The organism is Rhodanobacter sp. Root627 (assembly GCF_001427835.1).
GTDB classification, from domain to species: Bacteria; Pseudomonadota; Gammaproteobacteria; order Xanthomonadales; family Rhodanobacteraceae; genus Rhodanobacter; species Rhodanobacter ginsenosidimutans.
Map to the genome: position 1 here is coordinate 1,049,771 of NZ_LMGW01000002.1, position 23,488 is coordinate 1,073,258.

Genomic DNA, 23,488 nt, shown 5'->3' on the forward strand with positions numbered 1-23,488 from the left:
GTGAAGAGCTAGTCGATCGCGCAGGCTCGCCGATGAAGCGCTAGGAAAACATCGCCCCAACGCCCCGCAGGAAGCGCGCCGAAACGTCGTCGTACAGGGCGTTCGCCTCGGTGTCGATGCTGCGCCGTTCGTGCTTTGCCATGAACCAGGCAATCGACTCGTGGATCGCGTCCTCGAAACGGTGTTGCGGTCGATAGTCGGGGACAAGGGAGCGCACCTTGGCGTTGTCGAAGATCGCAGCATTCGCCTTGTCGCCCTTGATGGGGCCCTCGAAGGCGTCCTTGTTGAAGCGCACCAGGAGGTCGGTGGGCACGAATACGGTCTGCTCGTAGACGCGCCCGGGGTCCAGGCCCGCGGCGTTGGCGATGAACGCGTGGATCCGATTCCAGGTCATCACGTCGTCCGATGTGATGTGGAAGGCCTCGCCGATCGCCTTGTCGTTGCCCAACAAACCCGCAAAAGCCTGCGCGAAGTCGCGATGGTCGGTCAGGGTCCACAAGCTGGTGCCGTCGCCGGGAACCAGGATGGGGGCGCCGCGCTTCATGCGGTCGACGACGGTCCACGGGTGCGTCCACGAGTTGATCGCGGCGGGGATGTCGCAATGCGCATACGTGTGTGAGGGCCGGACCACGGTGAAGGGGAATCCGGTTTCACGATGGGCGGACTGGAGTCGCGCCTCCGACTCTGCCTTGTCCCTGCTGTATTGCCAGTAGGGGTTGGCAAGCGGCGTGGAACCTTCCCTGGCGATGTAGAAGCCTGGCGGGGTTTCGTAGGCGGAGGCGGACGAGATGAAGACGTACTGCCGGGTAATGCCCGCGAAGGTCTCGATATCGCGGCTGATGTGGTCGGGATCGAATCCGATCCACTGGACCACCGCGTCGTAGTGGCCGTTGGCCGCAACGTCGGACTTGATCGCCGCCCGGAACGACGCCGTGTCGTTGACGTCGGCCACGATCACGTGAGCGCCCTCCGGGGCATCGGCCTTGCGCGAGGTGCCCCTGTTGATCAAGGTCAGGTCGTGTCCCCGGGAGACGACGAGCGGCGACACCGCCGAAGAAATAAGTCCTGTTCCCCCGATAAACAACATGCGCATGGCGGCTCCTTCGTTCCATTTCAGACCGGGTCGAAACGATTCGACTCACTCGCCAATGTATCTGGTTGGTGGCGACAGGTGACGCGATCCGGCGACAACGGCAGGCGCCTCAGCACAAGGCCGTCCGCCACGAGTTTTAAGGCGCATCCCTGCCCGTGGCGAGCTGGGTGCAGGTGCAGCGGCTTTACCTCCCGTCCTATGTTCTGGAGGTCGAGCTGACCGCGGAGTTTGAGGAATGAGGGTGCGCCGTGGGGCGCGCTTGTCTGCGGCAACACGAAAAGCCACCCGCGGCATTCGTGGCCGGCACGGCAAGAGCGTCGCGACTGAAGTCGCTCCTACATGTGGCGGGTGTTTGCCGCGGCATCTGGCGGATTGATTTGGCGTTCGCGACACTACAACCCTGCTGTTGTCGCATACCCCCGAGGAGTCGCCGCCATGTCGCTCGCGCTTTACGGTCACCCGTTCTCCTCGTACACGCAGAAAGTCCTTGTCGCGCTGTACGAGAACGCCATCCCCTTCGAGTTTCGCTGTCTCGGACCGGACACGCCGCAGCATGTGGCCGAGTGGTTGCGTCGCTGGCCGCTGGGCAAATTTCCCCTGCTGGTGGATGGCGAGCGCAGCGTGGTCGAGACGACGATCATCATCGAGTACCTGCAGCTTGCGCATCCCGGGCCGGTCCGGCTGTTGCCCGCGGATTCGATGGCCGCGTTGGACGTGCGCTTTCTCGATCGCTTCTTCGACCTGCACGTGATGCAGTGGGTGCAGCACGCAGTGGATGGCGCGCTGACGGGTGACCCCGTGAAGCGCGAGGAGGGGCTTGCGCTTGCGGCGAAGAAGCTGGATCTCGCCTATGCCTGGCTGGAAAAACAGCTGGCGGGCAGGACCTGGGCCGCCGGCGAGGCGTTCACGCTGGCCGATTGCGCGGCCGCGCCCGCGTTGTTCTACGCGGACTGGACGCAGCGGATTCCGGAGACCTGCCCGGTGTTGCGTGCCTACCGCGCGCGCTTGCTGGCCCGGCCCTCTTTCGCCCGCGCCGTGAACGAGGCGAGGGAGTTCCGGCCGCTTTTCCCGCTGGGCGCGCCGGATCGCGATTGAGCGAAGCCGGGCGGCTGATGGCTCGCCGCACTTTCCGCTACGCGCCGTCTTTCCGCGCCACTTCCGGCAGACGGTGCCTGGCAAACCTGTCCACCATCGATGCGCTGGCCTCGTTCAGGCCGGCGACTTCCACCTGCGCGCCGTGACGACGCAGCTTGTGCACGATGTCGTCGAGCGCGCCGATGGCCGAGACATCCCAGAAGTGGGCACCGCTGACGTCGATGCGCACGTGGGCCGGCACATCCTGGTAATCGATCGCGTCCACCAGGCTATTGGAGGAGGCGAAGAACACCTGGCCGGTGACGTAGTAGGTGAGGATGCGTCCGTCACTGGAGCTGGCGGCTTTTACCTCGAACATCCGCGCGACCTTGCCGGCGAAGAACACGCCGCTGAGCAGCACGCCGACGAAGACGCCCTTGGACAGGTCACGGGTCGTCACCACCACGATGACGGTCGCCAGCATCACCACGCTGGACTGCCATGGATGCGATCGCAGGCTCTTGAATGACGACCACTCGAACGTGCTGATCGACACCATGATCATCACCGCCACCAGCGCGGCCATCGGGATGCGCCGCACCCAGTCGCCCGCCACCACGATCAGGAACAGCAGGAAGCAACCCGCGAACAGGGTCGACAAGCGGGTCCGGCCGCCGGCGGTGACGTTGATGACCGACTGCCCGATCATCGCGCAGCCGCCCATGCCACCGAGGAAGCCGGTGACGAAATTGGCGGCGCCCTGCCCCATGCACTCGCGGTTCTTGTTGCTGGGCGTATCGGTCATGTCGTCGACGATGCGCGCCGTCAGCAGCGATTCGAGCAGGCCGACCGCGGCCATGGCCAGCGAGTAGGGGAAGATGATGCGCAAGGTATCCAGCGTGAATGGCACCTGCGGCACGCCGAACAGGGGCAGGCTGGAGGGCAGCGGGCCCATGTCGCCGACGGTGCGCAGCTTCAGGCCGGCCATGATCGAGAACGCGGTGATCACGATGATGCTCACCAGCGCCGAGGGTACGCGTTTCGTCAGTAGCGGGAAGAGATAGATGACCGCCAGGCCGGCGGCGACCATCGCGTACATGTGCCAGTCGGCGCCCACGAACTGGGGCAGTTGCGCCATGAAGATCAGGATGGCCAGCGCATTGACGAAGCCGGTCATCACCGAGCGCGAGACGAACTTCATCACCAGACCCAGCCGGGCCGCGCCGGCGACGACCTGCAGCAGGCCCATCAGGATGGTGGCGGCGAACAGGTATTGCAGGCCGTGATCGCGCACCAGGGTGATCATCAACACCGCGGTCGAGGCCGTGGCGGCCGAGATCATGGCGCGGCGGCCACCGAGGATGGCCGAGGTCACCGCGATCGAGAACGAGGCGTACAGGCCTACCTTGGGATCGACGCCGGCGACGATGGAGAAGCCGATGGCTTCGGGGATGAGCGCCAGCGCCACCAGCGCGCCGGACAGCAGTTCGGTGGGCACGTTGGTCAGCCAATCGCGCCGGAAGTTGGGGAAAGTCCGCATTTTTTCAGGCCAAAGGGTTCGCGGACACCGCCGCATCAGCGGCATGTCTCTCGGGCAGGGGATGGTGTCGCGAGGTTTCCGGGGGATAGGCGCCCGGACGAGCCACCCGGCAGGGCCGGGTCCATGGAGGTGCGTATGCTCGCGGTTTCGGGGCGGCGGATCAACCGGCAATGCCGGAACCGGCACATGCAAGCCGGGCCGGACGGGCTACGGTAAATGCGAAACGCCGGTCGGGCTGCGGCGAATCGTCGGGCGGTCTGGCCCGCCGTTCTGCGCGACAATACGGTTTTGCCAATGCCCGCGGAGTCCCCATGACCACCACCTTGCGCATCGCCACCCGCAAAAGCGCGCTCGCCCTCTGGCAGGCGGAGCACGTGGCGGCCTTGCTGCGCGTGGCGCATCCCACGGTGGATGTGGTGCTGGTGCCGATGAGTACGCGCGGCGACGAGATCCTGGATCAGCCGCTGGCCACGATCGGTGGCAAGGGCCTGTTCCTGAAAGAGCTGGAAGTGGCGATGCTGGAAGGCCGCGCCGATCTGGCCGTGCATTCGCTGAAGGATGTGCCGGCCGACCTGGAGCCGGGCTTCGCGCTGCCGGCGATCCTGCCGCGGGCGGACGCGGCCGATGCGTTTGTCAGCAACGATTACGCCGACCTCGCCGCGCTGCCGCAGGGCGCGCGGGTGGGCACGTCCTCATTGCGGCGACAGACCCAGTTGCGGGCGCTGCGGCCAGATCTGCAATTGCTCGACCTGCGCGGCAACGTGGGCACGCGGCTGGGCAAGCTCGATACCGGTGACTACGACGCCATCGTGCTGGCGTGCGCGGGGCTGGAACGGCTGGGCCTGGCCTCGCGTATCCGCTCGCGACTGGCCGCGCCGGACTGGCTGCCCGCGCCCGGGCAGGCGGCCATCGCGATCGAGGCACGCGACGACAATCCGCGCGTCCTGCAGTTGCTGGCGGCGCTGGACGATGCCGATACGCGCGTCACCGTCAGCGCGGAGCGGGCGATGAACCGCGCGCTGGGCGGCAGCTGCACCGTGCCGGTGGGCGCCTGGTGCGTACTGGGCGAACACGGCCTGCATCTGCGCGGCATGGTGGGTGATGTGGAGCGTGGGCGATTGCTGCACGCCGAAGCCCATGCGACCAGCGACCAGGCGCAAGCCCTGGGCGAACAGGTAGCCGAGGCGCTGTTGCAGCAGGGCGCCGGGGCGCTGTTGGGATTGTGAGGTAGAGCGACCCCTCCCCAACCCTCCCCTGCGCGCAGGGGAGGGAGTACGGCGAGGCACTCTTGTGGCTCCTCCCCCTGCTGGCAGGGGGAGGCTGGGAGGGGGTGGCTCGGGCTTGCCGCGAAGGTCAAGAGCGAAACCCCTCCCCGGCCCTCCCCCGCAGCAAGCAGGGGAGGAAGAAAGGCGACCGCTCTCCAACGACAACGGCCCTCCCGCTTGCGCGGAAGGGCCGTGGCGATACCCCGGTGCAATCAGCTCAGAAGCTGTAGACCAGGTTGGTGGTGGTGAGCGTGTCGGTGTTCTTGGTGCCCGGCAACACGTCGGTGTTGTGGCGCACCTGGAAGCCGACTTTCAGCGCCAGCTTCTTGGTCATGCTGACGGCCAGCCCCGCGTCGTTCTGCAGGTAGGTGTTCTTGGAGCCTGCTTCGACCAGCAGCGTGTCGTCGAACGAGGTGTTTTCGGTGAGCTTGTACTTGTAGTTGACCAGGCCGCGGCCGACCATCTCGCTTTCGGTGGGCTGGCGTACGGCCACGCTTTCGTTGTCCACGATGATGTGGGTGTCAGCCGGGCGGTAACGCTTGTAACCGGGGCCGACTTCGAACGAGAGCTCGTTGCGCTCGTCTTTCAACGCGATGTAGCCGTAGCCCAGCGAGACGATGCCCTGCCATAGGTTGGCGCCGAAATCGTCGTGCTCGTAACGCGCCGCGCCCACGATGTAGCTGCGCGGATCAAGCTTGTAGCCCACCGACGCGCCGCCGTCGTAACGGTTGGCGGTGGTGTTGAACTCCTTGATCGTGTTGCCGGCTTCGTCCTCGATCGTCTGCTGGCTCTTCGAGCGCAGGCCGTCGACGAAGAAGCTGTTCTTCCACTGGTCGTTTTCCTGGTTCAGGCCGAGCTTGGCGTTGAGGTTCTCCGAACGCGAGTTGCCGGTGGAGGACGCGAAACCGAACTCGCCCGAACCGCTCCAGCCGCCGTTGTTGGGCGCGCTTTGCGCCTGCACGCCGAAACTGGCACACGCCGCCAGCAGCGCGCTGGCCATCAAGGTCTTTTTCATCCGGGGAGCGATCCATTTGTTAATTAAAAGTGAGTTACTACGATAGCCGGCCGCATTGAACTTGCTATGAATGACGCCGGCAAGTTCAGCGGATGATGTCATTCCGGCGCACGGCGGCGAACTGGCGTTGTTCCAGCCAGCGCCCCAGCAGGCAACTGGGCGCCGCCACGGCAGCGGCCAGCAGCGGCGTGTGGATCCACATGGCCAGCACGATCGCCAGTGCCGGGACGGCGTAGGCCAGCAAGGTCGACACCCACCGGGCCGAGCGCAATACCGCCGTGCGTGCGGGGCGACGGCGCTCCAGCGATCGCCAGGCCCGGACTTCCGTCACCCACGTCGCCAGCGCCAGCGCCAGCAACACCGCCAGCCATGGCATGCCCAGGAATGGCGAGCCCTGCTGGCCCTGCGCCACCGTGATGGCCCACAGGCACAGGCCACCGGCATAGCCGGCGAAAAGCACCCGGCGCAGCGGAAACTGCCGTGACGGCGGCGGCGGCGCCGGCCGCACCCAGCGGCGGCGATGGTCGTAATGGTTGTAGGCGAGGCTGGCCAGGCTGCAAAGCGCCAGCGCCGCACCGGCCAGTCGCGTCGCCCAGAAATCGTTGTCGCCGCGGGCCAGGCCGGCCACGCCAAGCATCGGCAGGTAGGTGACAAACGCCAGCAACGCCGCCCGCGTGGGTCGGCTGTCGCGATACGGCTGCCAGCCATACCAGTCGTGCGCGGCACCGCGCCCCGGCAGGCAGGCCAGCATCAGGCCGAACCCGGCCAGCACCAGCCCGGCCGCCAGCGGCACCAGCGTTCCGCTGCGGCCATCCGGCCGTCCCAACACCAACGCCATCCCCAGCCACGCCCACAGGCCGTAGCCGCTCGTGGCCAGCACGCGCCAGAACGGTGCCGCCACATGGGTGACCGCCCGCGCGGCTTGGCTGCCGTTCGCGTCGTTGGCCGGCGCGGCATCGGGCGAGGAGGAGATCGGTGGCATGGACGTTGTCAGTCAAGGCATCGAACGCTCAGGATACGGCAAGCGCCCCGGTGTGTCCCGGCGACCGCATCACACACGCCGCCCGTGCTACAACGCCTGCATTCCAACCCCAGCCTGGACCCGCGTCATGGACCGCTACGAACGCATACTCACCCTGCATCGCATGCTGAAATCGGCGCATTACCCGATCCCGTTGCCGCGCTTGCTGGGCGAACTCGAATGCTCCCGCGCCACGCTGTATCGCGACGTGGCGTTTCTGCGCGATGCGCTGGGCGCGCCGATCGAAAGCGCCGGCGGCGATTCGGCCGCGTTCCGCTATGCGCTGGGCGAGGGCGAGCGTTTCGAACTGCCGGGCCTGTGGCTCACCTCCGACGAACTGGCCGCGTTGCTGGCCCTGAACGAGTTGATGGGCCGCAGCGGGCCGGGCGTGCTGGCCGGCGCGCTGGCACCGTTCAAGGCGCGCATCGAAGGGCTGCTCACCGACCAGGGCAGCGGCACCGCCTTGCCGCTGGAGCGCATCCGGGTGATCCCGTGGGGCGAGCGGCGGCTGGACCAGCAGGTGTTCCGCACCGTGGCCGGTGCCGTGTTGCGGCGGCGGCAACTGCGCTTCCGCTACCGCGCGCGCACCACCAATGCCGACAGCCACCGCACCGTGTCGCCGCAGCGGCTTACCCACTACCGCGACAACTGGTACCTCGACGTGTGGGATCACGACCGCGAGGCGCTGCGCAGCTTCGCGGTGGACCGCATCGCCGAGGCGCAGGCGCTGGAGCAGCCGGCGATCGACGTCAGCGAAGGCGACCTCAACGACCTGCTCGCCTCCAGCTACGGCATCTTCGCCGGCAAGCCCAAAGCCTGGGCCACCCTGCGCTTCTCCGCCCACGCCGCCCGCTGGGTCGCCGACGAACACTGGCACTCGCAGCAAAAAGGCGAGTGGCTGCCCGACGGCCGCTACGAACTGAAAGTGCCCTATTCCAACTCGAAGGAACTGCTGATGGACGTACTCAAGTACGGCCCGGATGCCGAAGTGGTGGCACCGATGTCGCTGCGCGAGGAGATGAAGATCCTGCTGCAGCTGGCTTTGGGCGGGTACCAGTAGGGTCGGGATTTGGGATTTGGGATTCGGGATTCGGGATTCGTAAAAGCAACAGCGACGCCGCAAGCCGCTCTAACGAATCCCAAATCCCAAATCCCGAATCCCGGCCTTCAAGGATTGAAAGGCCAGAGGATGGGAATCAGCCACATCGACACCGCGCAGAAAATCGCGATCAGCGGGATGCCCACTTTCATGAAGTCGGTGAAGCGGTAGCCGCCGGCGTAATAGACCATGGTGTTGGTGGGGTAGCCGACCGGGGTGGCGAAGGAGGTGGCGGCGGCAAAGGCCACCGCCACCACGAACGGGCGTGGATCGGCGTGCACCGCGTGCGCCACGGTGATCGCGATGCCTACCATCAGCACTACCGACGGGTTGTGGCCCATCAGCTCGGTCAGCAGCGCGGTAAGCAGGTAGACCATCAGCAGCGCGGCCAGCGGGCCGTGTCCGCCCACCAGTTCCATCGCGCCTTGCACCACCACGGTGGACAACCCGGTGTTCTCGATCGCCAGTCCCAGCGGCAGGATCGCGCCGAGCAGCACGATGATCTTCCAGTCCATGCCCTCGTAGACGTCTTTACGGCCAAAACAGCCGGTGAGCGCCATCGCCACCGCACCGCATATGGCGGCGATGGGAATCGGCAGCCAGTGCAGGCCGGACACCACCACCACGGCGGCCATGATCGCCGCAGCCACGATCGCCTTGCGCGACATGCCACGGGAATCGTCGCGCTCGTTCAACACGATGAAGGTCTCGTCGCTGCGCAGCTTGGCCATGGCGTCTTCGTCCACCAGCACCAGCAGCACGTCGCCGACGGCCAGGCGGGTGACGCTGAGCTTGTCGCGCAGCACTTCGCCGCGCCGGTGCAACGCCAGCACCGTGGCGCGGTAGCGCCAATCCAGGCCGATCTCGGCCAGGCGGCGATCCTCCACCGGGCTGGCCGGCGCCACCATGATCTCGGCCAGCACGCGCGGCTGCTCGCCCTCTTTCGCGTAGCGCCGCTCGGGTGCGTTGTGCAGCCTGGTCTGGCGCTGGAATTCCTCGATCTTGTCCCAGTCGCCGCGCACCAGCAGCACATCGCCGGCCTGCAGTTTCTGTTCGCGCGGCGACCACATGCGCCGTTCGCCGCGCAGCAATTCCAGTGGATAGACGTTGAACTTCTCGCCCAGCCGCGCCTCGGCGATGGCCGTGCCCAGCAGCGGTGAATCCTCACTCACTTCCAGCTCGGTGACGTATTTGCCGATGTCGCTGCCCTGCGGCAGGGTCGCGTCGATGTGTTTGGGCAACAGGTGCCGGCCGATCAGCATCAGGTAGGTGATGCCCACCACCGCCAATACCGCGCCCAGTTGGGTGAACTCGAACACGCCGAAGCCCGCCATGCCGTGTTTCTGCGCCAGGCTGTCAGTCAGCAGGTTGGACGAGGTGCCGATCAGGGTGCACACGCCGCCCATCTGCGCGGCGTAGGCCATCGGCATCAGCACTCGCGCGGGCGAGGTGCCGGTGCGCTGGCATACACGCAGCGCCAGCGGCAGGAAGGTGGCCACCAGCGCGATGTTCTTGACGAAGGCGCCCAGCGGCGCGATCGCCAGCATCATCGCCAGGGTCAGCAGCCATGGTTTGCGGATCTTCATCAGCAGGCGGGTCAGCGGATCGAGCACGCCGGAGCGCTCGATGCCCAGGCTCAGCGCGAACATTGCCGCCACCGTCACCGTGGCCTCGTTGCTGAAGCCGGACAACGCCTGCACCGGCGTCACGATGCCCAGCACCACCAGCGATCCCAGCACCAGCAGCGCCACCAGGTCGATGCGCACTTTCTCGCTGACGAACAGCGCCATCGCGCCCACGATGATCGCGACCGTGGCCCATGCCTGCCAGCTCACCGGCGAACCCCCGCGCAGCGCGGGCGCGATTTCTCGGCGCAAGACATCCGGCGCCCGACGATGGTGTGGGCGATTGGTTTGTCGTCATTCACGCCCCGCATCATGGGACAAACACCTTGTCGGTTCCAGAATGCGTGGACTTCAACACAGGCTGGTGCCAACGTATCGTGATGACCCGGACCCCTTCGACGAAGCCATGACCGACGCCTTGCCCGCATCCTCCACCGTCCGCAAACCCACCGTCGCGCTGGCGCTGGGTGCCGGCGGCGCGAAGGGCCTGGCGCATATCGGGGTGATCCGCGAGATCGAGGCGCAGGGTTTCGAGATCGTGGCCATCGCCGGCAGCTCGATGGGCGCGCTGATTGGCGGCATCCACGCGATGGGCAAGCTCGATGTATACGCCGACTGGGTCAGCGCGCTGGCCAAGCTCGACGTGCTGCGGCTGGTGGACTGGACGTTCTCCGGCGGCGGCCTGATCAAGGGCGAGAAGATCATCGAGACGCTGCGCGCCCTGGTCGGCGATACGCTGATCGAGGAGCTGCCGCTGACCTTCACCGCGGTGGCCACCGACCTGGACCGCGGGCGCGAGGTGTGGCTGGGCCGTGGCAGCCTGTTCGACGCCATCCGCGCATCGATCGCGATCCCCACCGTGTTTCGCCCGTACACCCTCGACGGCCGGCGCCTGATCGACGGCGCGCTGCTCAACCCGGTGCCGGTGACGCCGCTGATCCGTGAAGCGGCCGACTACCTGGTGGCCGTCAGCGTGGACGGCCCGGCGCTGGTCGCCACTCCGGCGAACGTGCCGGCGGAGGCGCCGCGCGAAGGCAACGGCTACCGCCAGCGCATCGGCGATTTCATCGGCCGCATGATCCCGCATGGCGAAGCCCGGCCGGCGGTACCGGGCGCGTTCGAGCTGCTGACGCAGGCGATGGATCTGATGCAGGCGAACCTGTCGCGCCTGCGGCTGGCCGCCTACGAGCCGGACCTGCTGATCCAGCTGCCACGCAACATGGCCAGCGCGTACGAGTTCTACCGCGCCAGCGAATTGATCGAACGCGGCCACGAACAAACCCGCGAGGCGCTCGCCAACTGGCACCGCGGCGGGGCGCCCGTTCGCAATCCCTGACGCCGGCCTCAGCGCGGCTTGTGCCGGCGCAGCCACTGCCCCATCAGCGCCTGCAACGCCACCGCGTCGTTGTGCTCCTCATCGCGGGCGCCGTACAGCAAGGTAACCGGCTCCCTGGCGGATCGCCGCGCGAGCGCTTGCCAGACGTCGGCCGAGTCGGCCAGCTCGGCCGCGTAGCGTTGGCGGAACTCGTCCCACAGCGCCGGGTCATGGCCAAACCACTTGCGCAGTTCGGTGGACGGGGCCAACGCCTTGGCCCAGACATCCATCGCCACCGCCTCCTTCTTCAGCCCGCGCGGCCACAGGCGATCGATCAGCACGCGGTAACCGTCGCCCTCGGCGGGCGCCTCGTAGACGCGTTTGATGGCGATGCCCATGACAACCTCCGCAGGCCGCGCGCAGGCGGCGGTTACAGTTCCTCGACCACGGTGACCTTGCCGCGGCGCATCAGCCACGCCACGCCGCGCAGGTCGGCCAGCCCCACCCACAGCCGGTCCAGCATGCCGTACTTGGAAACTCCCGCCGTGCGCGGGCGGTGGCCCACCGGCACGCTCTGGGTCTGGAAGCCGGCGCGCTTCACCAGCGCGGGCAGGTAGCGGTGCATGTGGTCGAAATAGGGCAGGCGCAGGAACACCTCGCGCTCGAACAATTTCAGCCCGCAGCCGGTGTCCGGCGTGGCGTCGCGCAGCATGCGCGAGCGCACCGCGTTGGCCACCTTCGAGGAAATGCGCTTGTTGAAGCTGTCACGGCGGGTGGTGCGCCAGCCCGCGAACAGCCGCACGTCGGCCGCCGCGGCATCGCGCGCGGCCAGCAATTTGGGGATGTCGGCCGGATCGTTCTGGCCATCACCATCCAGCGTGGCGATCCACGGCGACTGCGCCGCCCGCACGCCGTTCCACACTGCCGTGCTCTGGCCGCTGCGGGTGACGTGATGCAACACGCGCAACTCCGGATGCAGCGCTTTCTGCGCCGCCAGCACCGCGCGGCTGTCGTCGCTGGAGTCGTCGTCGATGTAGATGATCTCGAACGCCAGCTTGCCACGCAGCGCGGCGGCAATCTCGGCCAGCAGGGGCGGGATGTTGTCGCGCTCGTTGAACACGGGAACGACGACGGATAATTGCGGCATGGGGAAGCCTTTCAGCGAGACAAAGGCTGCGCGCGGCGCAGCGACAACAGAGTTTAATGCCTAGCGCCGCCACTAGGCGGCTGCGCTCTGGGAAATGGCTGTGGGAGCGACCTCAGTCGCGATGCTTTTGCTCTTGAATGTGGCTTTAGAGCAAGAGCTTTCGATCGCCTTTGGCGCTCGAGTTACTTTCTCTTTGCGTGGCCAAAGAGAAAGATAACCAAAGAGAAAGGCCACCCCACTTGGCGCTTGCCGCCCATCCATGGGCGGCAAGTCCGTGAGCCGGGGCCGGGCTTTTCGACAGGGCATCCTGCCCTGACGAAAAGGAGCCGACATCCTTGTCGACTCCCGCTCCGCGGCCTGTCGACCCCGCCTCACCGCCGCACAGGGGCCCCGGGTAGAGCAGCGGGCCATCCTGGCCCGCACTCGGGATGAAGCAAGGGCAAAAGGAAAGGCAAAGGTAAAGCCGCCAGCCTCAACCGTTCGCCCTGAGCGTAGGCCGAAGGCCGAAGTCGAAGGGTTGCCACTTAGCCTCACCCTTCGATTTCGAAGCTGCGCGGCTACGCTCAGGGTGATCGGAGTTTTGAGGAAAGCCCCATGCCGCGACGCTCTCGCAGCGGCAACGCCGCTGCGCACCGAGTGCGCGCCACGATGGCGCGCTGCTCTACCCGGGGCCCCTCTGAAACGGCGGGCGGGCGAAGGAGGAGCCCGCAGGGTGGTTCGCATGGACGCGAACCAGTTTGGCGTCAGTCCATGGATGGACTGTCGACAAACCCCGTAGCCCGCACGCGTACCTTGCGGGCAGGATGCCCGCAAGGCGCGTAAGCGGGGTGCTCTTTCTCTTTGGTTACTTTCTCTTTGAGCACGCAAAGAGAAAGCAACTCGGTCGCCGAAGGCGATCGAAAGCTCTTCGCTCTACAAGCAACATCAAAACCAAAAAGCATCGCGACTGAAGTCGCTCCCACAGGCCGCCCCGCCCACGCCCCGCCCACATTCGCCTCCCTAGAATGCGCCGGAGCCCCGAAAGGATCGCCCATGAAATTCCGATATCGCCGCTCCGTCGGCTGGCTGCTGGCAGTGATTGTGGTGCTGGTGGTGGCGCGGCTGGCCTTGCCGTATGCGGTGAAAAGCTACCTCAACCTGCGCATGGAGCGGATGGGCGATTACCACGGCCAGCTGGCCGATGTGGACATCCACCTGTGGCGCGGCGCCTACGGCATCGAGGGGCTGAAAGTGGTCAAGGTCAGCGGCAAGGTGCCGGTGCCGCTGTTCGATGCCACCCACACCGATATCGCGATCAGCTGGCGCGCACTGACCCACGGCCGCCTGCGCGGCAAGGTGGCGTTCACCCGCGCATCGCTGAATTTCGTCGATGGCGACGGCAACGCCAGCGGCCAGTCGGGCAAGGGCGTGAACTGGCGCGACCAGCTGGAAATGCTGGTGCCGATCCGGCTGGACGAGCTGGCAGTGCACGACAGCACGGTCACCTTCCACAACTTCACCTCGCATCCGCGGGTGGACATGAAGATGACCGACGTGAATGGCACCGTCGTCAATCTCACCAATGCCGACCGCCGCGACGGCCGCCGCGTGGCCACCCTGCAGGCCACCGCCAGGGTGCTGCAGGATGCGCCGCTGGAGGTCAAGGCCAGCATCGATCCGCTCGACCGAAGCGGCGATTTCATGGTCGAGCTGCGCATCAGGGACATCCAGCTGACCCGCCTCAACGATTTCGCCCGCGCCTACGCCAAGCTGGATTTCGCCGGCGGCAGCGGCGATTTCACGATGCAGCTGGAGGCGCGCGACGGCCAGCTCGATGGCTACGCCAAGCCGCTGCTGCACGGGGTCGAGATCTTCAGCTGGAAACAGGACGTGGAAGAGGACAAGAAGAATCCGCTGCGCGTGGCATGGGAAGCCGTGGCGCAGGGCGTCACTTCATTGTTCAAGAATCACGCGAAGGACCAGTTCGCCACCCGCGTGCCGATCAGCGGGCGCATCGACGACAGGAAGCTGGGCACCTGGGCCGCGATCGTGGGCGTGCTGCGCAATGCGTTCGTGAAGGCATACACGCCGCAGTTGGAGGATCTGAAGCCCGCGCCGAAGGCAACTGAAAGCGACTGATGCCGCTGCTATCCTGCGTGGTTTCCGAACTGCATGGTGAACCATGGCAACGCCGCCCCTGCACGTAATCGTCCTCGCCGCCGGCGCCGGCACGCGAATGAAATCGGCCCGGCCCAAGGTGCTGATGCCGCTGGCCGGCCAGCCCCTGCTGGCCCATGTAGTGAACGCGGCGCGGGCGTTGCAGCCGGCGGCGATCCACATCGTGCACGGCCACGGCGGCGACCAGGTGCAGGCCGCGTTTGCCGAGCAGACCGACCTGCGCTGGGCGCTGCAGGCCGAGCGCCTGGGTACCGGCCACGCGGTGGAGCAGGCGCTGGCCGGCGTGCCGGATGGCGTTCGGGTGCTGGTGCTGTATGGCGACGTGCCGCTGACCCGCGTCGAGACGCTGCAGCGGCTGGTGCAAAGCGGCAGCGCGCTGGGCCTGCTCACCATGCACCTGGCCCAGCCGCGGGGCTACGGCCGCGTGTTGTGCGATGACGCCAGTCGCGTGCAGGCCGTGGTCGAGGAGAAGGACGCCGATGCGCAGCAGCGCGCGGTGGATCTGGTCAACACCGGCATCCTGGTGGCCGACGCGCAGGCGCTGCGCGGCTGGATCGGGCGGCTCGATCGCAACAACGCCCAGGGCGAGTACTACCTCACCGACATTTTCGGGATGGCCGCGCAGGAAGGCCAGCCGGCGCTCAGCGTCGAATGCGACGATCCGCTGGAAGCGGCCGGCGCGAATGACCCGCTGCAGTTGTCCACGCTGGAAGCCGCCTACCGCCGCCGCGCCGCCGAAACGCTGATGCGCGAGGGCGTGCGCCTGGCCGACCCCCTGCGCCTGGACGTGCGCGGCACGGTCGAGGCCGGCAGCGACGTGGAGCTGGATATCGACGTGATCCTGGAAGGCCGCGTGCAGCTGGGCGACCGCGTGCACATCGGCCCGTTCTGCCGCCTGCACAACGTGCAGCTGGCCGCGGGCACCGTGGTGCAATCGCATTGCGACCTGGACGGCGTGGTCACCCACGGCCCCTGCACCATCGGCCCGTTCGCGCGGTTGCGCCCCGGCACCGAGCTGGACGCGGGCGTACACATCGGCAACTTCGTGGAAACCAAGAAAACGCACCTGGGCGAGGGCAGCAAGGCCAACCACCTCACCTACCTCGGCGACAGCGTGGTGGGCAGCGGCGTCAACATCGGCGCCGGCACCATCACCTGCAACTACGACGGCGTGAACAAGTTCCAGACGCACATCGGCGACGGCGCCTTCATCGGCTCCAACAGTTCGCTGGTGGCGCCGGTGACGATCGGTGCGCAGGCCACCATCGGGGCCGGCTCGGTGATCACCCGCGACGCGCCCGAGGGCGAGCTCACGGTGGCGCGTGGGCGACAGCTGACGTTGCCGGGCTGGAAGCGGCCGGTGAAACAGCCGCGCTGAGCGCGGGAAGTCGGCGGCGGCGGCGGCGTGACCCAGGTCAGTGCGGGTACGTATGGTGGCCGCCATGCTGCCGGCTCCCCCAGCGACGGAGTCACCGCATGTCCCCCACCCACCTCATCGTCAACCTCCGCAACGAGCACGCGCAAATGCGCGACATGCTGGATTCGGTGCGGCGCGTCGGCATTTCCACGCCGGACGGCCAGCGCCAGCTGAAGAAGGCGCGACAGTTGATCGTCGACCACCTGCATCACGAAGACACCCACCTCTACCCCGCCCTGCGCGGCAACCCGCAAACCCAGCCGCTGGCCAACGAATACGCCAACGAAATGCAGGAACTCTCACGCGAGATCCTGGCCTTTTTCGACGGCATGGAACGCGAACACGACGACCTGGTGTTCGCCCGCGGCTTCGGCAAGGTGATGGGCGCGCTCAACAAGCGCTGGACGCGCGAGGAAGTGCGCCTGTACCCGGCCTACGACGCGCATTGCGGCGACAAGCTGGCGGCCGCCGGCTGAGCGGACGACCGCAGCAAAGACCGCGTTCAGGCGTAGCGCCAGCCGTCGATTTCCACCAGCAACTCACCACGGCAGATGTCGCCGTGCAGCACCAGCACCGGTACGCCGGGCAGGCGTTGCTGCAGGAAGTCGTTCACGCGTGCGGCATCGACACCGTGTCGCACGTAGGCTTTCAGCGGTGACTGGGTGTCGAAGCCGGCGCTCATGCCGGCGCTGGCCAGCAGGGCTTCGAGGTTGACCAGGGTTTCCTCAAGCTGCGCATCGAGGTCGTCGTGGTGCGCCGAGGCGTGGCCCACCACGGCCGCGGTGCCGGATATCGCCAGCGCATCCAGCGCCGGCAGGCTCATGGCGCGGGCGAAGCTGGGCGGCGTGCTGCCGTATTGGCGCGGGTAGCGCCAGGCGCTGACCTGGCGCGGGTTTTCCACGCGCTGGCCCGGCTGGTCGCAGGCCAACAGGTAGACCTGCAGCAGCGGCACCTCACCATGGTGGCCGATGGCGGTGGCGGCGGGGAAGCCTTCGGCGAAGAAATCGCCCATGCCCTCGGCGCGACCGATGCAGAACTGCTTGTAACGCTCGGCGTCGCCCTCGCCCTGGTTGATGGCGGCCATGTAATTCCAGATGCGCAGCACATGGTGCTCGGCGCGCTGGCCGACGAAGGCGCGCAGCTGCTCATAGGCGTGGGTGGCGGTGGCCTGCGGGCCGCCGTAGTCGCGCTCGTCCAGCTCGATCGCGGCGTACAACCAGCCGCCGCCGGCCGACCAGCGCAGGTCGCCGGCGACGCCGGATTCCACCGGCGCATCCACCTGCCAGATCTCCAGCGTTGACGGCGCGTCGAAACTTTCCAGCGTCACCTGCAGGCAGCGCGGGTCTTCGCGCCGTGCGCGCGCGCCGAAATCGAACAACGCCAAGGTGCCGGTTTCCGCCAGGGCAGCCTCGACATCGGCCACGCGGTAGGAAACTCGCGGTGCGCGCCGCAAGGGCGCGCGCTGTGGGTTTTCACATCCCTGCATCTTCGTTACAACCGGGTAAGACAAGGGCGCTATGTTACACTCCGCGCCCAGTGCCCCCGGGGGGAGGCAATGCAATTTGAGTACGGAAGCAAGCATGGCGGAACAGACAGCGGCGCAACACGAATTGGCCACGTTGGTCGTGCAATGCCTGAATCTCGAAACGGTCACCCCCGCGCAGATCGACCCCGACGCCCCGTTGTTTGGCGGCGACCTGGGGCTCGATTCCATCGATGCACTGGAAATCGCGCTGGCGGTGTCCAAGCGCTACGGTTTCCAGCTGCGTTCGGACAACCCGGACAACCGGCAGATCTTCACCAGCCTGCGTACGCTTTCGGCGCATGTCGAGCAGCACAAGGTCAGCTGAACACTGCGGCCCCGCTGGCGTTTTCCCCCATCGCGCCGTGCTTCCCCGCGAATGCCTTGCCCGTGGTCCGGGCCGCGCACTCACGCGGCCGGGCATGACCTTGCGTGTGGCGACATCATGACCGCGTTCGAACATCCCCTCTGCATCAACGCCACCCATCCGGCGCTGCCAGGCCATTTCCCGGGCCAGCCGCTGGTGCCCGGCGTGGTGTTGCTGGAGCAGGTGGCGCTGGCGCTGCGCGCCTGGCGCGGCCAGCGGCTGGCGCGGGTGGTGGAGGCGAAATTCCTGGCCCCGCTGCTGCCTGACGAAGCGGCCACGGTGCGGCTGACGTCGGCCGAGGCGCGGGTGCGTTTCGAGATCCGCCGGGAGGACACCGTGCTGGCGCGCGGCCTCATCGAGGGCGCGGCATGAGCAACACCGAGAACTGGCAGAGCCGCCCCGAGGGCGGTGGCCGTTTCGCGTTGTGGCTGATCCGCAACATCGCCCTGTATGGCGGCCGCCGGCTGGGCCGCTTGTGCCTGTACCCGATCACGGTCTACTTCTACCTGCGCCGCGCGCCGGAGCGGCAGGCGTCGCGGCACTATCTGCAGCGCGTGTTCGGGCGGCCCGGCACGCCATGGCAGGTGATGAAACACCTGCACTGCTTTGCCGCCACGATCATGGATCGGGTGTTCCTGCTGGCGCATGGCGAGCGGCCGTTCCGGATCGAGGTGGTGGGCCTGGAACAGTTGGAACAGCGCGTGGCGCTGGGTCGTGGCGTGCTGCTGTTCGGTTCGCACCAGGGCAGTTTCGAGGCGCTGCGGGCGATCGGCGGGCGACGCCCGGAGCTGCCGCTGCGGGTGGTGCTGGACAAGCAGAAAACCCCCGCGATGACCGAACTGCTGGAAGCGCTGGCACCGGAGATCGGCGGCTGCGTGATCGATGCGGCACAGGACGGCACCAGCATCGCGCTGGCGATGGCCGAAGCCTGCCAGCAAGGTGCGGTGGTGGCGATGCTGGCCGATCGTGGCCGCGGCCACGAGGTGTTGCGTCGCGTCCCGTTCCTGGGCTCGACCGCGCCGTTCCCGGTCAGCCCCTGGTTGCTGGCGCATACGCTGCAGGTGCCGGTGGTACTGTGCTTCGGCATTTATCTGGGCGGCAACCGCTATCGGCTGACGTTCGAGCCGTTCGCCGACCAGGTCGAGATTCCACGACAAAACCGCGGGCCCGCGCTGGATACCTTGATGGCCCGGTATGCACAGCGGGTGGAACACTACATCCATGTCGCTCCCTACAACTGGTTCAACTTCTATGATTTCTGGCAAGACGCTCGTGATGATGTCGGGCCTGCTGCTGTGGTCGGCGAGCATATCGGCGTCTGAAGCGGCGGCGCCGGCGCCGGCCTCATCGGCCACGCTGGCCCTGATCAACGCGCTGGGACAACCGGCGCCCGCACACACCGCCTTCGCCGAAGCGCGCTTCATGCATGTGCTGGATCGGCCGCTGGTGATTTCCGGCGAGCTGGCCTGGCTGGGTGGCGACAAGCTGCAGCGACGCGTGGAGCAGCCCAAGGCCGAAACCTTCACCATCGCCGACGGCGAGGTGACCCAGGGGCGCGCCGGCAAGAAACCGCGCCACTTTTCGCTGAGCCGCGCACCGCAACTGCAGGTGCTGCTGGACAGTTTCGTGGCCCTGCTCAGCGGCGACCCGGCGCATCTGCAGCAGGTGTTCACCATCAGCCACCACGGTGACCCCGCCGCGCAGTGGACGCTGAACCTGGTACCGCGCGACACCAAGGTCGCCCGCACCATCGCCGCCATCACCATCAACGGTTACGCGACCGTGTCGCGCTGCATGCAGATGCACGAGGCCGATGGCGACCTGGCGGTGGACCTGCTGGGCCCGCTGGCGGCGAAGATGCCGGCGCAACCCACGCGCGAATCGCTGCTGGCGCTGTGCGGGGAGGCGCCTTGAGCCTGCGCGGAGGCGGGCGCACCACGCTGCTGGTGCTGTGGCTGCTGGCACTGGCCGGTCTGGGCTGGGTGGTCAGCCAGCGGCTGAAGATCAGCACCGACCTGCGCAGTTTCATGCCGGCGCCAACCACGCCGGATCAGCGCCTGTTGATGGAGCAGGTGGGTGAAGGCCCGGGCTCGCGATTGCTGCTGCTGGCGATTTCCGGTGGCGCCGACGACCAGCTGGCGGCGCTCAGCCAGGGACTGGTGGCGGCGCTGAAAAACGACCCGCGCTACAGCCAGGTCATCAACGGCAGTTTCGATCCCGGCGCGCTGGACCCGGCCCTGTTGCCGTATCGCTACCTGCTGTCGCCCACGCTGGATACGCAGCCGCTGGACGAGCCTTACCTCGCCGACCAGCTGGAGCAGCGGCTGGACGAGCTGTCCTCGCCCGCGGCCAGCCTGCTGAAGGGCCTGCTGCCGCGCGACCCCACGCTGGAGGTGCTGAAACTGGCCCAGATGTGGGCGCCGGCCAAGTCACCGCAGGTGCGCGGCGGCGTGTGGTTCTCGGCGCAGGACGAAGCCCTGCTGCTGGTGCAGACAGTCGCCGCGGGCTTCGACCCCGGCGCCCAGCAACAGGCCATCGACGGTATCGAGAAGGCGTTCCACGCCTTGCCCGGCAGCGCCGGCGCCAAGCTCGAGCTGAGTGGCCCGGGTTATTTCAGCGTGGTGGTGGGCGCGCAGACGCGGCATCAGGCGGACTGGATCGGGCGCATTTCCACCGTGGGTTTCATCGCCTTGCTGCTGCTGGCGTATCGCAGCATCGGCTCGCTGCTGCTGTCGGCGCTGCCCATCGCCAGCGCCGCGCTGGCCGGCATCGTGGCGTTGACGCTGGCCTTCCCCGACGTGCACGGCATCACCCTGGCGTTCGGCTTCACCCTGCTGGGCGTGGCGCAGGAATACCCGATCCGCGTGCTCAGCCATCGCCGCGCGGGCGAGGATGCGCTGCAGAGCGTGCGCAGCTTGTGGCCGCTGCTGCTGACCGCCATCGCCTCGGCCTGCATCGCCTATCTCGCCTTCTACGCCTCGGGCGTGAACGGCCTGAAGCAGCTGGCGGTGTTCACCATCGTGGGCCTGCTGGCGGCCGGTTTCAGCACCCGTTATCTGCTGCCGCACCTGCTGCCGCGGCGGGTGCGCGACGTGGCCGACATGGGTTGGCTGGTGCGCGCGCGCGACATCGTGGATCGCCTGCCGCGACCGCGTTGGCTGCCGCTGCTGGTGGCCGCCGCGATCGTGGCGATGCTGGCGCTGGCGCCCGGCCCGTTCTGGCAGAACAACCTGGCGGCGTTGACGCCGTTGCCGCAAAGCATGCTGCAGCACGACGCACGCCTGCGCCAGGCGCTTGGCGCGCCCGACGTGCGCTACCTGCTGGTATTGCAGGCACCGACAGCCCAGGGTGTGCTGGAGCTGTCGCAACGGCTGCAGCCGCGCGTCGATGCGCTGGTCGCCAGGCATGCGGTGGATACGCTGGAACTGCCCTCGCGCTACCTGCCCGCGGTCGCCCTGCAGCGCGAGCGCCAGCAGAAGTTGCCCGACCAGGCCACGCTGCAGCATGACCTCGCTGAAGCACTCGACGGCCTGCCGTTCCGCGCCGACCTGTTCCAGCCCTTCCTCGATGACGTGAACACTGCACGCACGCTGCCACCGCTGACACCCGAACGCTATGCGCAGACGCCGCTGGGCCAGCGTCTCGCCGCGATGCTGGTACCGCGCGATGGCCATTGGCTGGGCCTGGGTACGGTCAGCGGCGTCCACGACGTGGCCGCGCTGCAGGCGCTGGGCGAAGGCAGCCACGGCAGCGTGCGCCTGCTCGACCTGAAGGCCGCGTCCGAATCGCTGGTGGTCGATTACCGCACGCGCATCCTGCAGGCGCTGCTGGCCGCGGCGGTGCTGCTGGTGCTGACCATCAGCTTCGCCTTGCGCAGCGTGCGCCGCGCCTGGCACGTGCTGGCGCCGATGACGCTGGCCACCTTCCTGGTGCTGGCGGTGGAGCGCATGGCCGGTATCGAGATCTCGCTGTTCCACCTGGTGGCGCTGATCCTGGCCGGCGGGCTGGGCCTGCATTACGCGCTGTTCTTCGAACGCGACACCGGCGACCCGGCCGAGCAGCGGCGCACGCTGCACGCCACGCTGGTGTGCGTGCTGTCCGCGCTGCTGGTGTTCGGCATGCTGGCGTGGGCCACGATCCCGGTGCTGCGCGCGATCGGGCTCACCGTGAGCCTGGGCGTGGCGTTCCACTTCTGCCTGTCCATCCTGATGGCGCCGCATGCTTCCGAAAGCTGACTGGGCTCATTTGATCCCGCACGCGGGCACGATGTGCCTGCTCGACGGCGTGCTGGCGTGGGACGAGAAAACCATCCACGCCATCAGCGCCGGCCACGCGCGTCCCGAGAACCCGCTGCGCGGCGAACACGGCTTGCACGCCGTGCACCTGGCCGAATACGGCGCCCAGGCCATGGCCGTCCACGGCGCGCTGCTGGCACAGGCGGATGGCGTGGAGAAAGTGCGGCCGGGGCGGCTGGTCAGCCTGCGCGATGTGCAGTTGCACGAGGAATATGTCGACAGCCTGGATGGCCGTCTGGACGTCCATGCCGAATGCCTCTACGCCGACGACAGCGGCGCGCAATACGCGTTCCGCGTCGAGCATCGCGGCCGCGTGCTGGCGACGGGTCGCGCGGCCGTGATCTACGCGGTCGGCTGAACCGCCTTGATTTGATACCGCGTGCTGCGGCCGCCGCCCGGCAGCCGCTCCAGGCACCCCTTGTCCAACAGGTCCGCCAGATGACGGGTGGCGGTGGCCTTGGATACCCTAGCCAGCGCCTGGTATTTGGCGGCGCTGATGCCGCTTTCGAAGCCGCGCTCGCCGCCATCGAGCAGGCGGTTGAGCAGCTTGATCTGCTCGGGCAACAAGCCATGGTGATGGTGCTGCTGCCAGAAGCGCGCCTTGGCCAGCACGCGATCGATGCGCTGCAGCGCTTGCTGCAGGCTGTTCAACAATGTGGACAGAAACCAGTGCAGCCAGGCCGTGATGTCGAGATCGGCCTTCTGGCTGGATTCCAGCACGCGGTAGTAGCCCGCGCGGTCGCCCAGGATGCTGGCCGACATGGCATGAAAGCGGATGGCCTGGTGTTCGCCTTGGGCCAACGCAAGATCCGTGATGGCGCGGGTGAGTCGACCATTGCCATCGTCGAAGGGATGCAGGGTGACGAACCAGAAGTGGGCAATGCCGGCGCGCAACAGCGGGTCGAGGCGGGTATCGCCACGGCTGGCGTTGAACCAGTCGAGGAAGGCATTGAGCTCGGTTTCCAACCCCGCGCGCGGCGGCGCCTCGAAATGCACGGTGGGTCGATCGATGCGCCCGGACACCACCTGCATCGGCTCGTCGCCGCGCAGTCGACCGACGCGAACCGGGTGCGCGAGCAAGGTGTCAGGTTGGGGAAATAACCACACATGCCAATGCAACAGGCGCGGCATATCCAGCGGTGTATCGCTGTGCTGGATGGCATCGAACATCAACTCGGCCAGACCTTCGCTGCGCGGGGTGGGGCGCGCGCCTGCGTCGACGGCAACACCCAATCGGCGGGCCAGCGACGAGCGCACCGATCCGACGTTGAGCGACTCCCCCTCGATCGCCGACGAGGTGATGATGTTTTGCAGCAAGGTGTCCAGCTCGTCCTGCGCCCGGGGTTCACCCGCGACGGCGCCCGCCATGCCCAGCAGCCGGCCTTGGGCGTGCTGGCAGTCACGCAGCAGGGGTGCCAGCGTTTCGGCCTGCCAGCGAAAATGCGGCCAATGCGGCTTTTGCCAGATCCAGCGGGGACTGTCCAAGCGCGGCGCTCCGGGTTGTGAGCCGATTAGCAGACCTATTCAGCTCATTGA

Annotated in this window: 22 protein-coding genes and 1 other annotated feature; of the genes, 13 read left to right on the forward strand and 9 right to left on the reverse strand. The window is 67.4% G+C overall.

Annotation, left to right across the window (positions count from 1 at the left end; all coding sequences use genetic code 11):
• Positions 1–40: 40 nt before the first annotated feature.
• The gene (locus ASD68_RS11785) at positions 41–1,093 is read right to left on the reverse strand and encodes an NAD-dependent epimerase/dehydratase family protein (RefSeq protein WP_056606950.1); all 1,053 of its coding nucleotides are present in this window, start codon (positions 1,091–1,093) and stop codon (positions 41–43) included.
• 435 nt (positions 1,094–1,528) lie between these two features.
• On the opposite strand from ASD68_RS11785, the gene ASD68_RS11790 reads away from it, so the two are divergent.
• Positions 1,529–2,188, forward strand: a complete 660-nt coding sequence (locus tag ASD68_RS11790; RefSeq protein WP_056606952.1) for a glutathione S-transferase family protein — start codon at positions 1,529–1,531, stop codon at positions 2,186–2,188.
• Between the two features lie 37 nt (positions 2,189–2,225).
• Here ASD68_RS11790 and ASD68_RS11795 read toward each other — a convergent pair whose 3' ends face one another.
• On the reverse strand, positions 2,226–3,707 hold the full coding sequence (locus ASD68_RS11795) for a SulP family inorganic anion transporter (RefSeq protein WP_056606955.1): 1,482 nt from the start codon (positions 3,705–3,707) through the stop codon (positions 2,226–2,228).
• Positions 3,708–3,779: 72 nt separating this feature from the next.
• Positions 3,780–3,833 (reverse strand) — a sequence feature (sul1 is cis-regulatory element that is thought to sense ions involved in sulfur or methionine metabolism; They are found in Alphaproteobacteria).
• Between the two features lie 185 nt (positions 3,834–4,018).
• Between ASD68_RS11795 and hemC the strand changes: the two genes are divergently transcribed.
• A complete protein-coding gene (gene hemC, locus ASD68_RS11800) occupies positions 4,019–4,933 on the forward strand; it encodes a hydroxymethylbilane synthase (RefSeq protein ID WP_056606959.1) in 915 nt (304 codons plus the stop codon).
• 256 nt (positions 4,934–5,189) lie between these two features.
• Here the strand turns inward: hemC and ASD68_RS11805 are convergent, their stop codons facing one another.
• Positions 5,190–5,987, reverse strand: coding sequence for a DUF481 domain-containing protein (locus tag ASD68_RS11805; RefSeq protein ID WP_056606962.1), 798 nt, complete (start codon positions 5,985–5,987; stop codon positions 5,190–5,192).
• Positions 5,988–6,072: 85 nt separating this feature from the next.
• On the reverse strand, positions 6,073–6,969 hold the full coding sequence (locus ASD68_RS11810) for a hypothetical protein (RefSeq protein WP_056083353.1): 897 nt from the start codon (positions 6,967–6,969) through the stop codon (positions 6,073–6,075).
• A gap of 127 nt (positions 6,970–7,096) precedes the next feature.
• On the opposite strand from ASD68_RS11810, the gene ASD68_RS11815 reads away from it, so the two are divergent.
• Positions 7,097–8,068, forward strand: coding sequence for a WYL domain-containing protein (locus ASD68_RS11815; protein ID WP_056083356.1), 972 nt, complete (start codon positions 7,097–7,099; stop codon positions 8,066–8,068).
• A 107-nt stretch (positions 8,069–8,175) separates the two neighbouring features.
• On the opposite strand, the gene ASD68_RS11820 is transcribed toward ASD68_RS11815, so the two are convergent.
• Complete coding sequence (locus tag ASD68_RS11820) at positions 8,176–9,984, reverse strand: SLC13 family permease (protein ID WP_235578726.1); 1,809 nt, start codon at positions 9,982–9,984, stop codon at positions 8,176–8,178.
• Between the two features lie 154 nt (positions 9,985–10,138).
• On the opposite strand from ASD68_RS11820, the gene ASD68_RS11825 reads away from it, so the two are divergent.
• The gene (locus tag ASD68_RS11825) at positions 10,139–11,068 is read left to right on the forward strand and encodes a patatin-like phospholipase family protein (RefSeq protein WP_056606965.1); all 930 of its coding nucleotides are present in this window, start codon (positions 10,139–10,141) and stop codon (positions 11,066–11,068) included.
• Positions 11,069–11,076: 8 nt separating this feature from the next.
• On the opposite strand, the gene ASD68_RS11830 is transcribed toward ASD68_RS11825, so the two are convergent.
• Both ASD68_RS11830 and ASD68_RS11835 read right to left on the reverse strand, forming a co-directional pair.
• Complete coding sequence (locus ASD68_RS11830) at positions 11,077–11,445, reverse strand: DUF488 family protein (RefSeq protein WP_056606969.1); 369 nt, start codon at positions 11,443–11,445, stop codon at positions 11,077–11,079.
• A gap of 32 nt (positions 11,446–11,477) precedes the next feature.
• On the reverse strand, positions 11,478–12,194 hold the full coding sequence (locus ASD68_RS11835; protein ID WP_056606972.1) for a glycosyltransferase: 717 nt from the start codon (positions 12,192–12,194) through the stop codon (positions 11,478–11,480).
• Between the two features lie 1,032 nt (positions 12,195–13,226).
• On the opposite strand from ASD68_RS11835, the gene ASD68_RS11840 reads away from it, so the two are divergent.
• From ASD68_RS11840 to ASD68_RS11850, 3 genes are all read left to right on the forward strand, one after another.
• Complete coding sequence (locus tag ASD68_RS11840; protein WP_056606973.1) at positions 13,227–14,312, forward strand: DUF748 domain-containing protein; 1,086 nt, start codon at positions 13,227–13,229, stop codon at positions 14,310–14,312.
• 43 nt (positions 14,313–14,355) lie between these two features.
• Entirely contained in the window at positions 14,356–15,729 is a 1,374-nt protein-coding gene (glmU, locus tag ASD68_RS11845) for a bifunctional UDP-N-acetylglucosamine diphosphorylase/glucosamine-1-phosphate N-acetyltransferase GlmU (RefSeq protein WP_056606976.1), read from the forward strand.
• A gap of 98 nt (positions 15,730–15,827) precedes the next feature.
• Positions 15,828–16,244 carry a hemerythrin domain-containing protein gene (locus tag ASD68_RS11850; RefSeq protein WP_056606979.1) on the forward strand — a complete coding sequence of 139 codons (417 nt, stop codon included), beginning with the start codon at positions 15,828–15,830 and terminating at the stop codon, positions 16,242–16,244.
• Between the two features lie 26 nt (positions 16,245–16,270).
• Here the strand turns inward: ASD68_RS11850 and ASD68_RS11855 are convergent, their stop codons facing one another.
• Positions 16,271–17,254 (reverse strand): hypothetical protein, encoded by a 984-nt coding sequence (locus ASD68_RS11855; RefSeq protein ID WP_056606982.1) that lies wholly within the window; start codon positions 17,252–17,254, stop codon positions 16,271–16,273.
• Positions 17,255–17,348: 94 nt separating this feature from the next.
• Here ASD68_RS11855 and ASD68_RS11860 point away from each other — a divergent pair, with 94 nt between their 5' ends.
• The 6 genes from ASD68_RS11860 to ASD68_RS11885 all read left to right on the forward strand — a co-directional run bounded on the left by ASD68_RS11860 (position 17,349) and on the right by ASD68_RS11885 (position 22,310).
• A complete protein-coding gene (locus ASD68_RS11860; RefSeq protein ID WP_007082529.1) occupies positions 17,349–17,618 on the forward strand; it encodes a phosphopantetheine-binding protein in 270 nt (89 codons plus the stop codon).
• Positions 17,619–17,735: 117 nt separating this feature from the next.
• Positions 17,736–18,029, forward strand: a complete 294-nt coding sequence (locus ASD68_RS11865) for a hydroxymyristoyl-ACP dehydratase (protein ID WP_056083378.1) — start codon at positions 17,736–17,738, stop codon at positions 18,027–18,029.
• Complete coding sequence (locus tag ASD68_RS11870; protein WP_056606985.1) at positions 18,026–18,979, forward strand: acyltransferase; 954 nt, start codon at positions 18,026–18,028, stop codon at positions 18,977–18,979. The genes ASD68_RS11865 and ASD68_RS11870 overlap by 4 nt, the downstream gene beginning before the upstream one ends.
• The gene (locus ASD68_RS11875; protein ID WP_304437673.1) at positions 18,933–19,571 is read left to right on the forward strand and encodes a LolA-related protein; all 639 of its coding nucleotides are present in this window, start codon (positions 18,933–18,935) and stop codon (positions 19,569–19,571) included. The genes ASD68_RS11870 and ASD68_RS11875 overlap by 47 nt, the downstream gene beginning before the upstream one ends.
• Positions 19,568–21,892 carry an MMPL family transporter gene (locus ASD68_RS11880; protein ID WP_056606991.1) on the forward strand — a complete coding sequence of 775 codons (2,325 nt, stop codon included), beginning with the start codon at positions 19,568–19,570 and terminating at the stop codon, positions 21,890–21,892. The genes ASD68_RS11875 and ASD68_RS11880 overlap by 4 nt, the downstream gene beginning before the upstream one ends.
• The gene (locus ASD68_RS11885) at positions 21,876–22,310 is read left to right on the forward strand and encodes a hypothetical protein (RefSeq protein WP_056606993.1); all 435 of its coding nucleotides are present in this window, start codon (positions 21,876–21,878) and stop codon (positions 22,308–22,310) included. Before ASD68_RS11880 ends, ASD68_RS11885 begins: the two co-directional genes overlap by 17 nt.
• Here the strand turns inward: ASD68_RS11885 and ASD68_RS11890 are convergent.
• Complete coding sequence (locus ASD68_RS11890) at positions 22,295–23,437, reverse strand: Fic family protein (RefSeq protein WP_056606995.1); 1,143 nt, start codon at positions 23,435–23,437, stop codon at positions 22,295–22,297. The genes ASD68_RS11885 and ASD68_RS11890 overlap by 16 nt on opposite strands.
• Positions 23,438–23,488 lie beyond the last annotated feature (51 nt).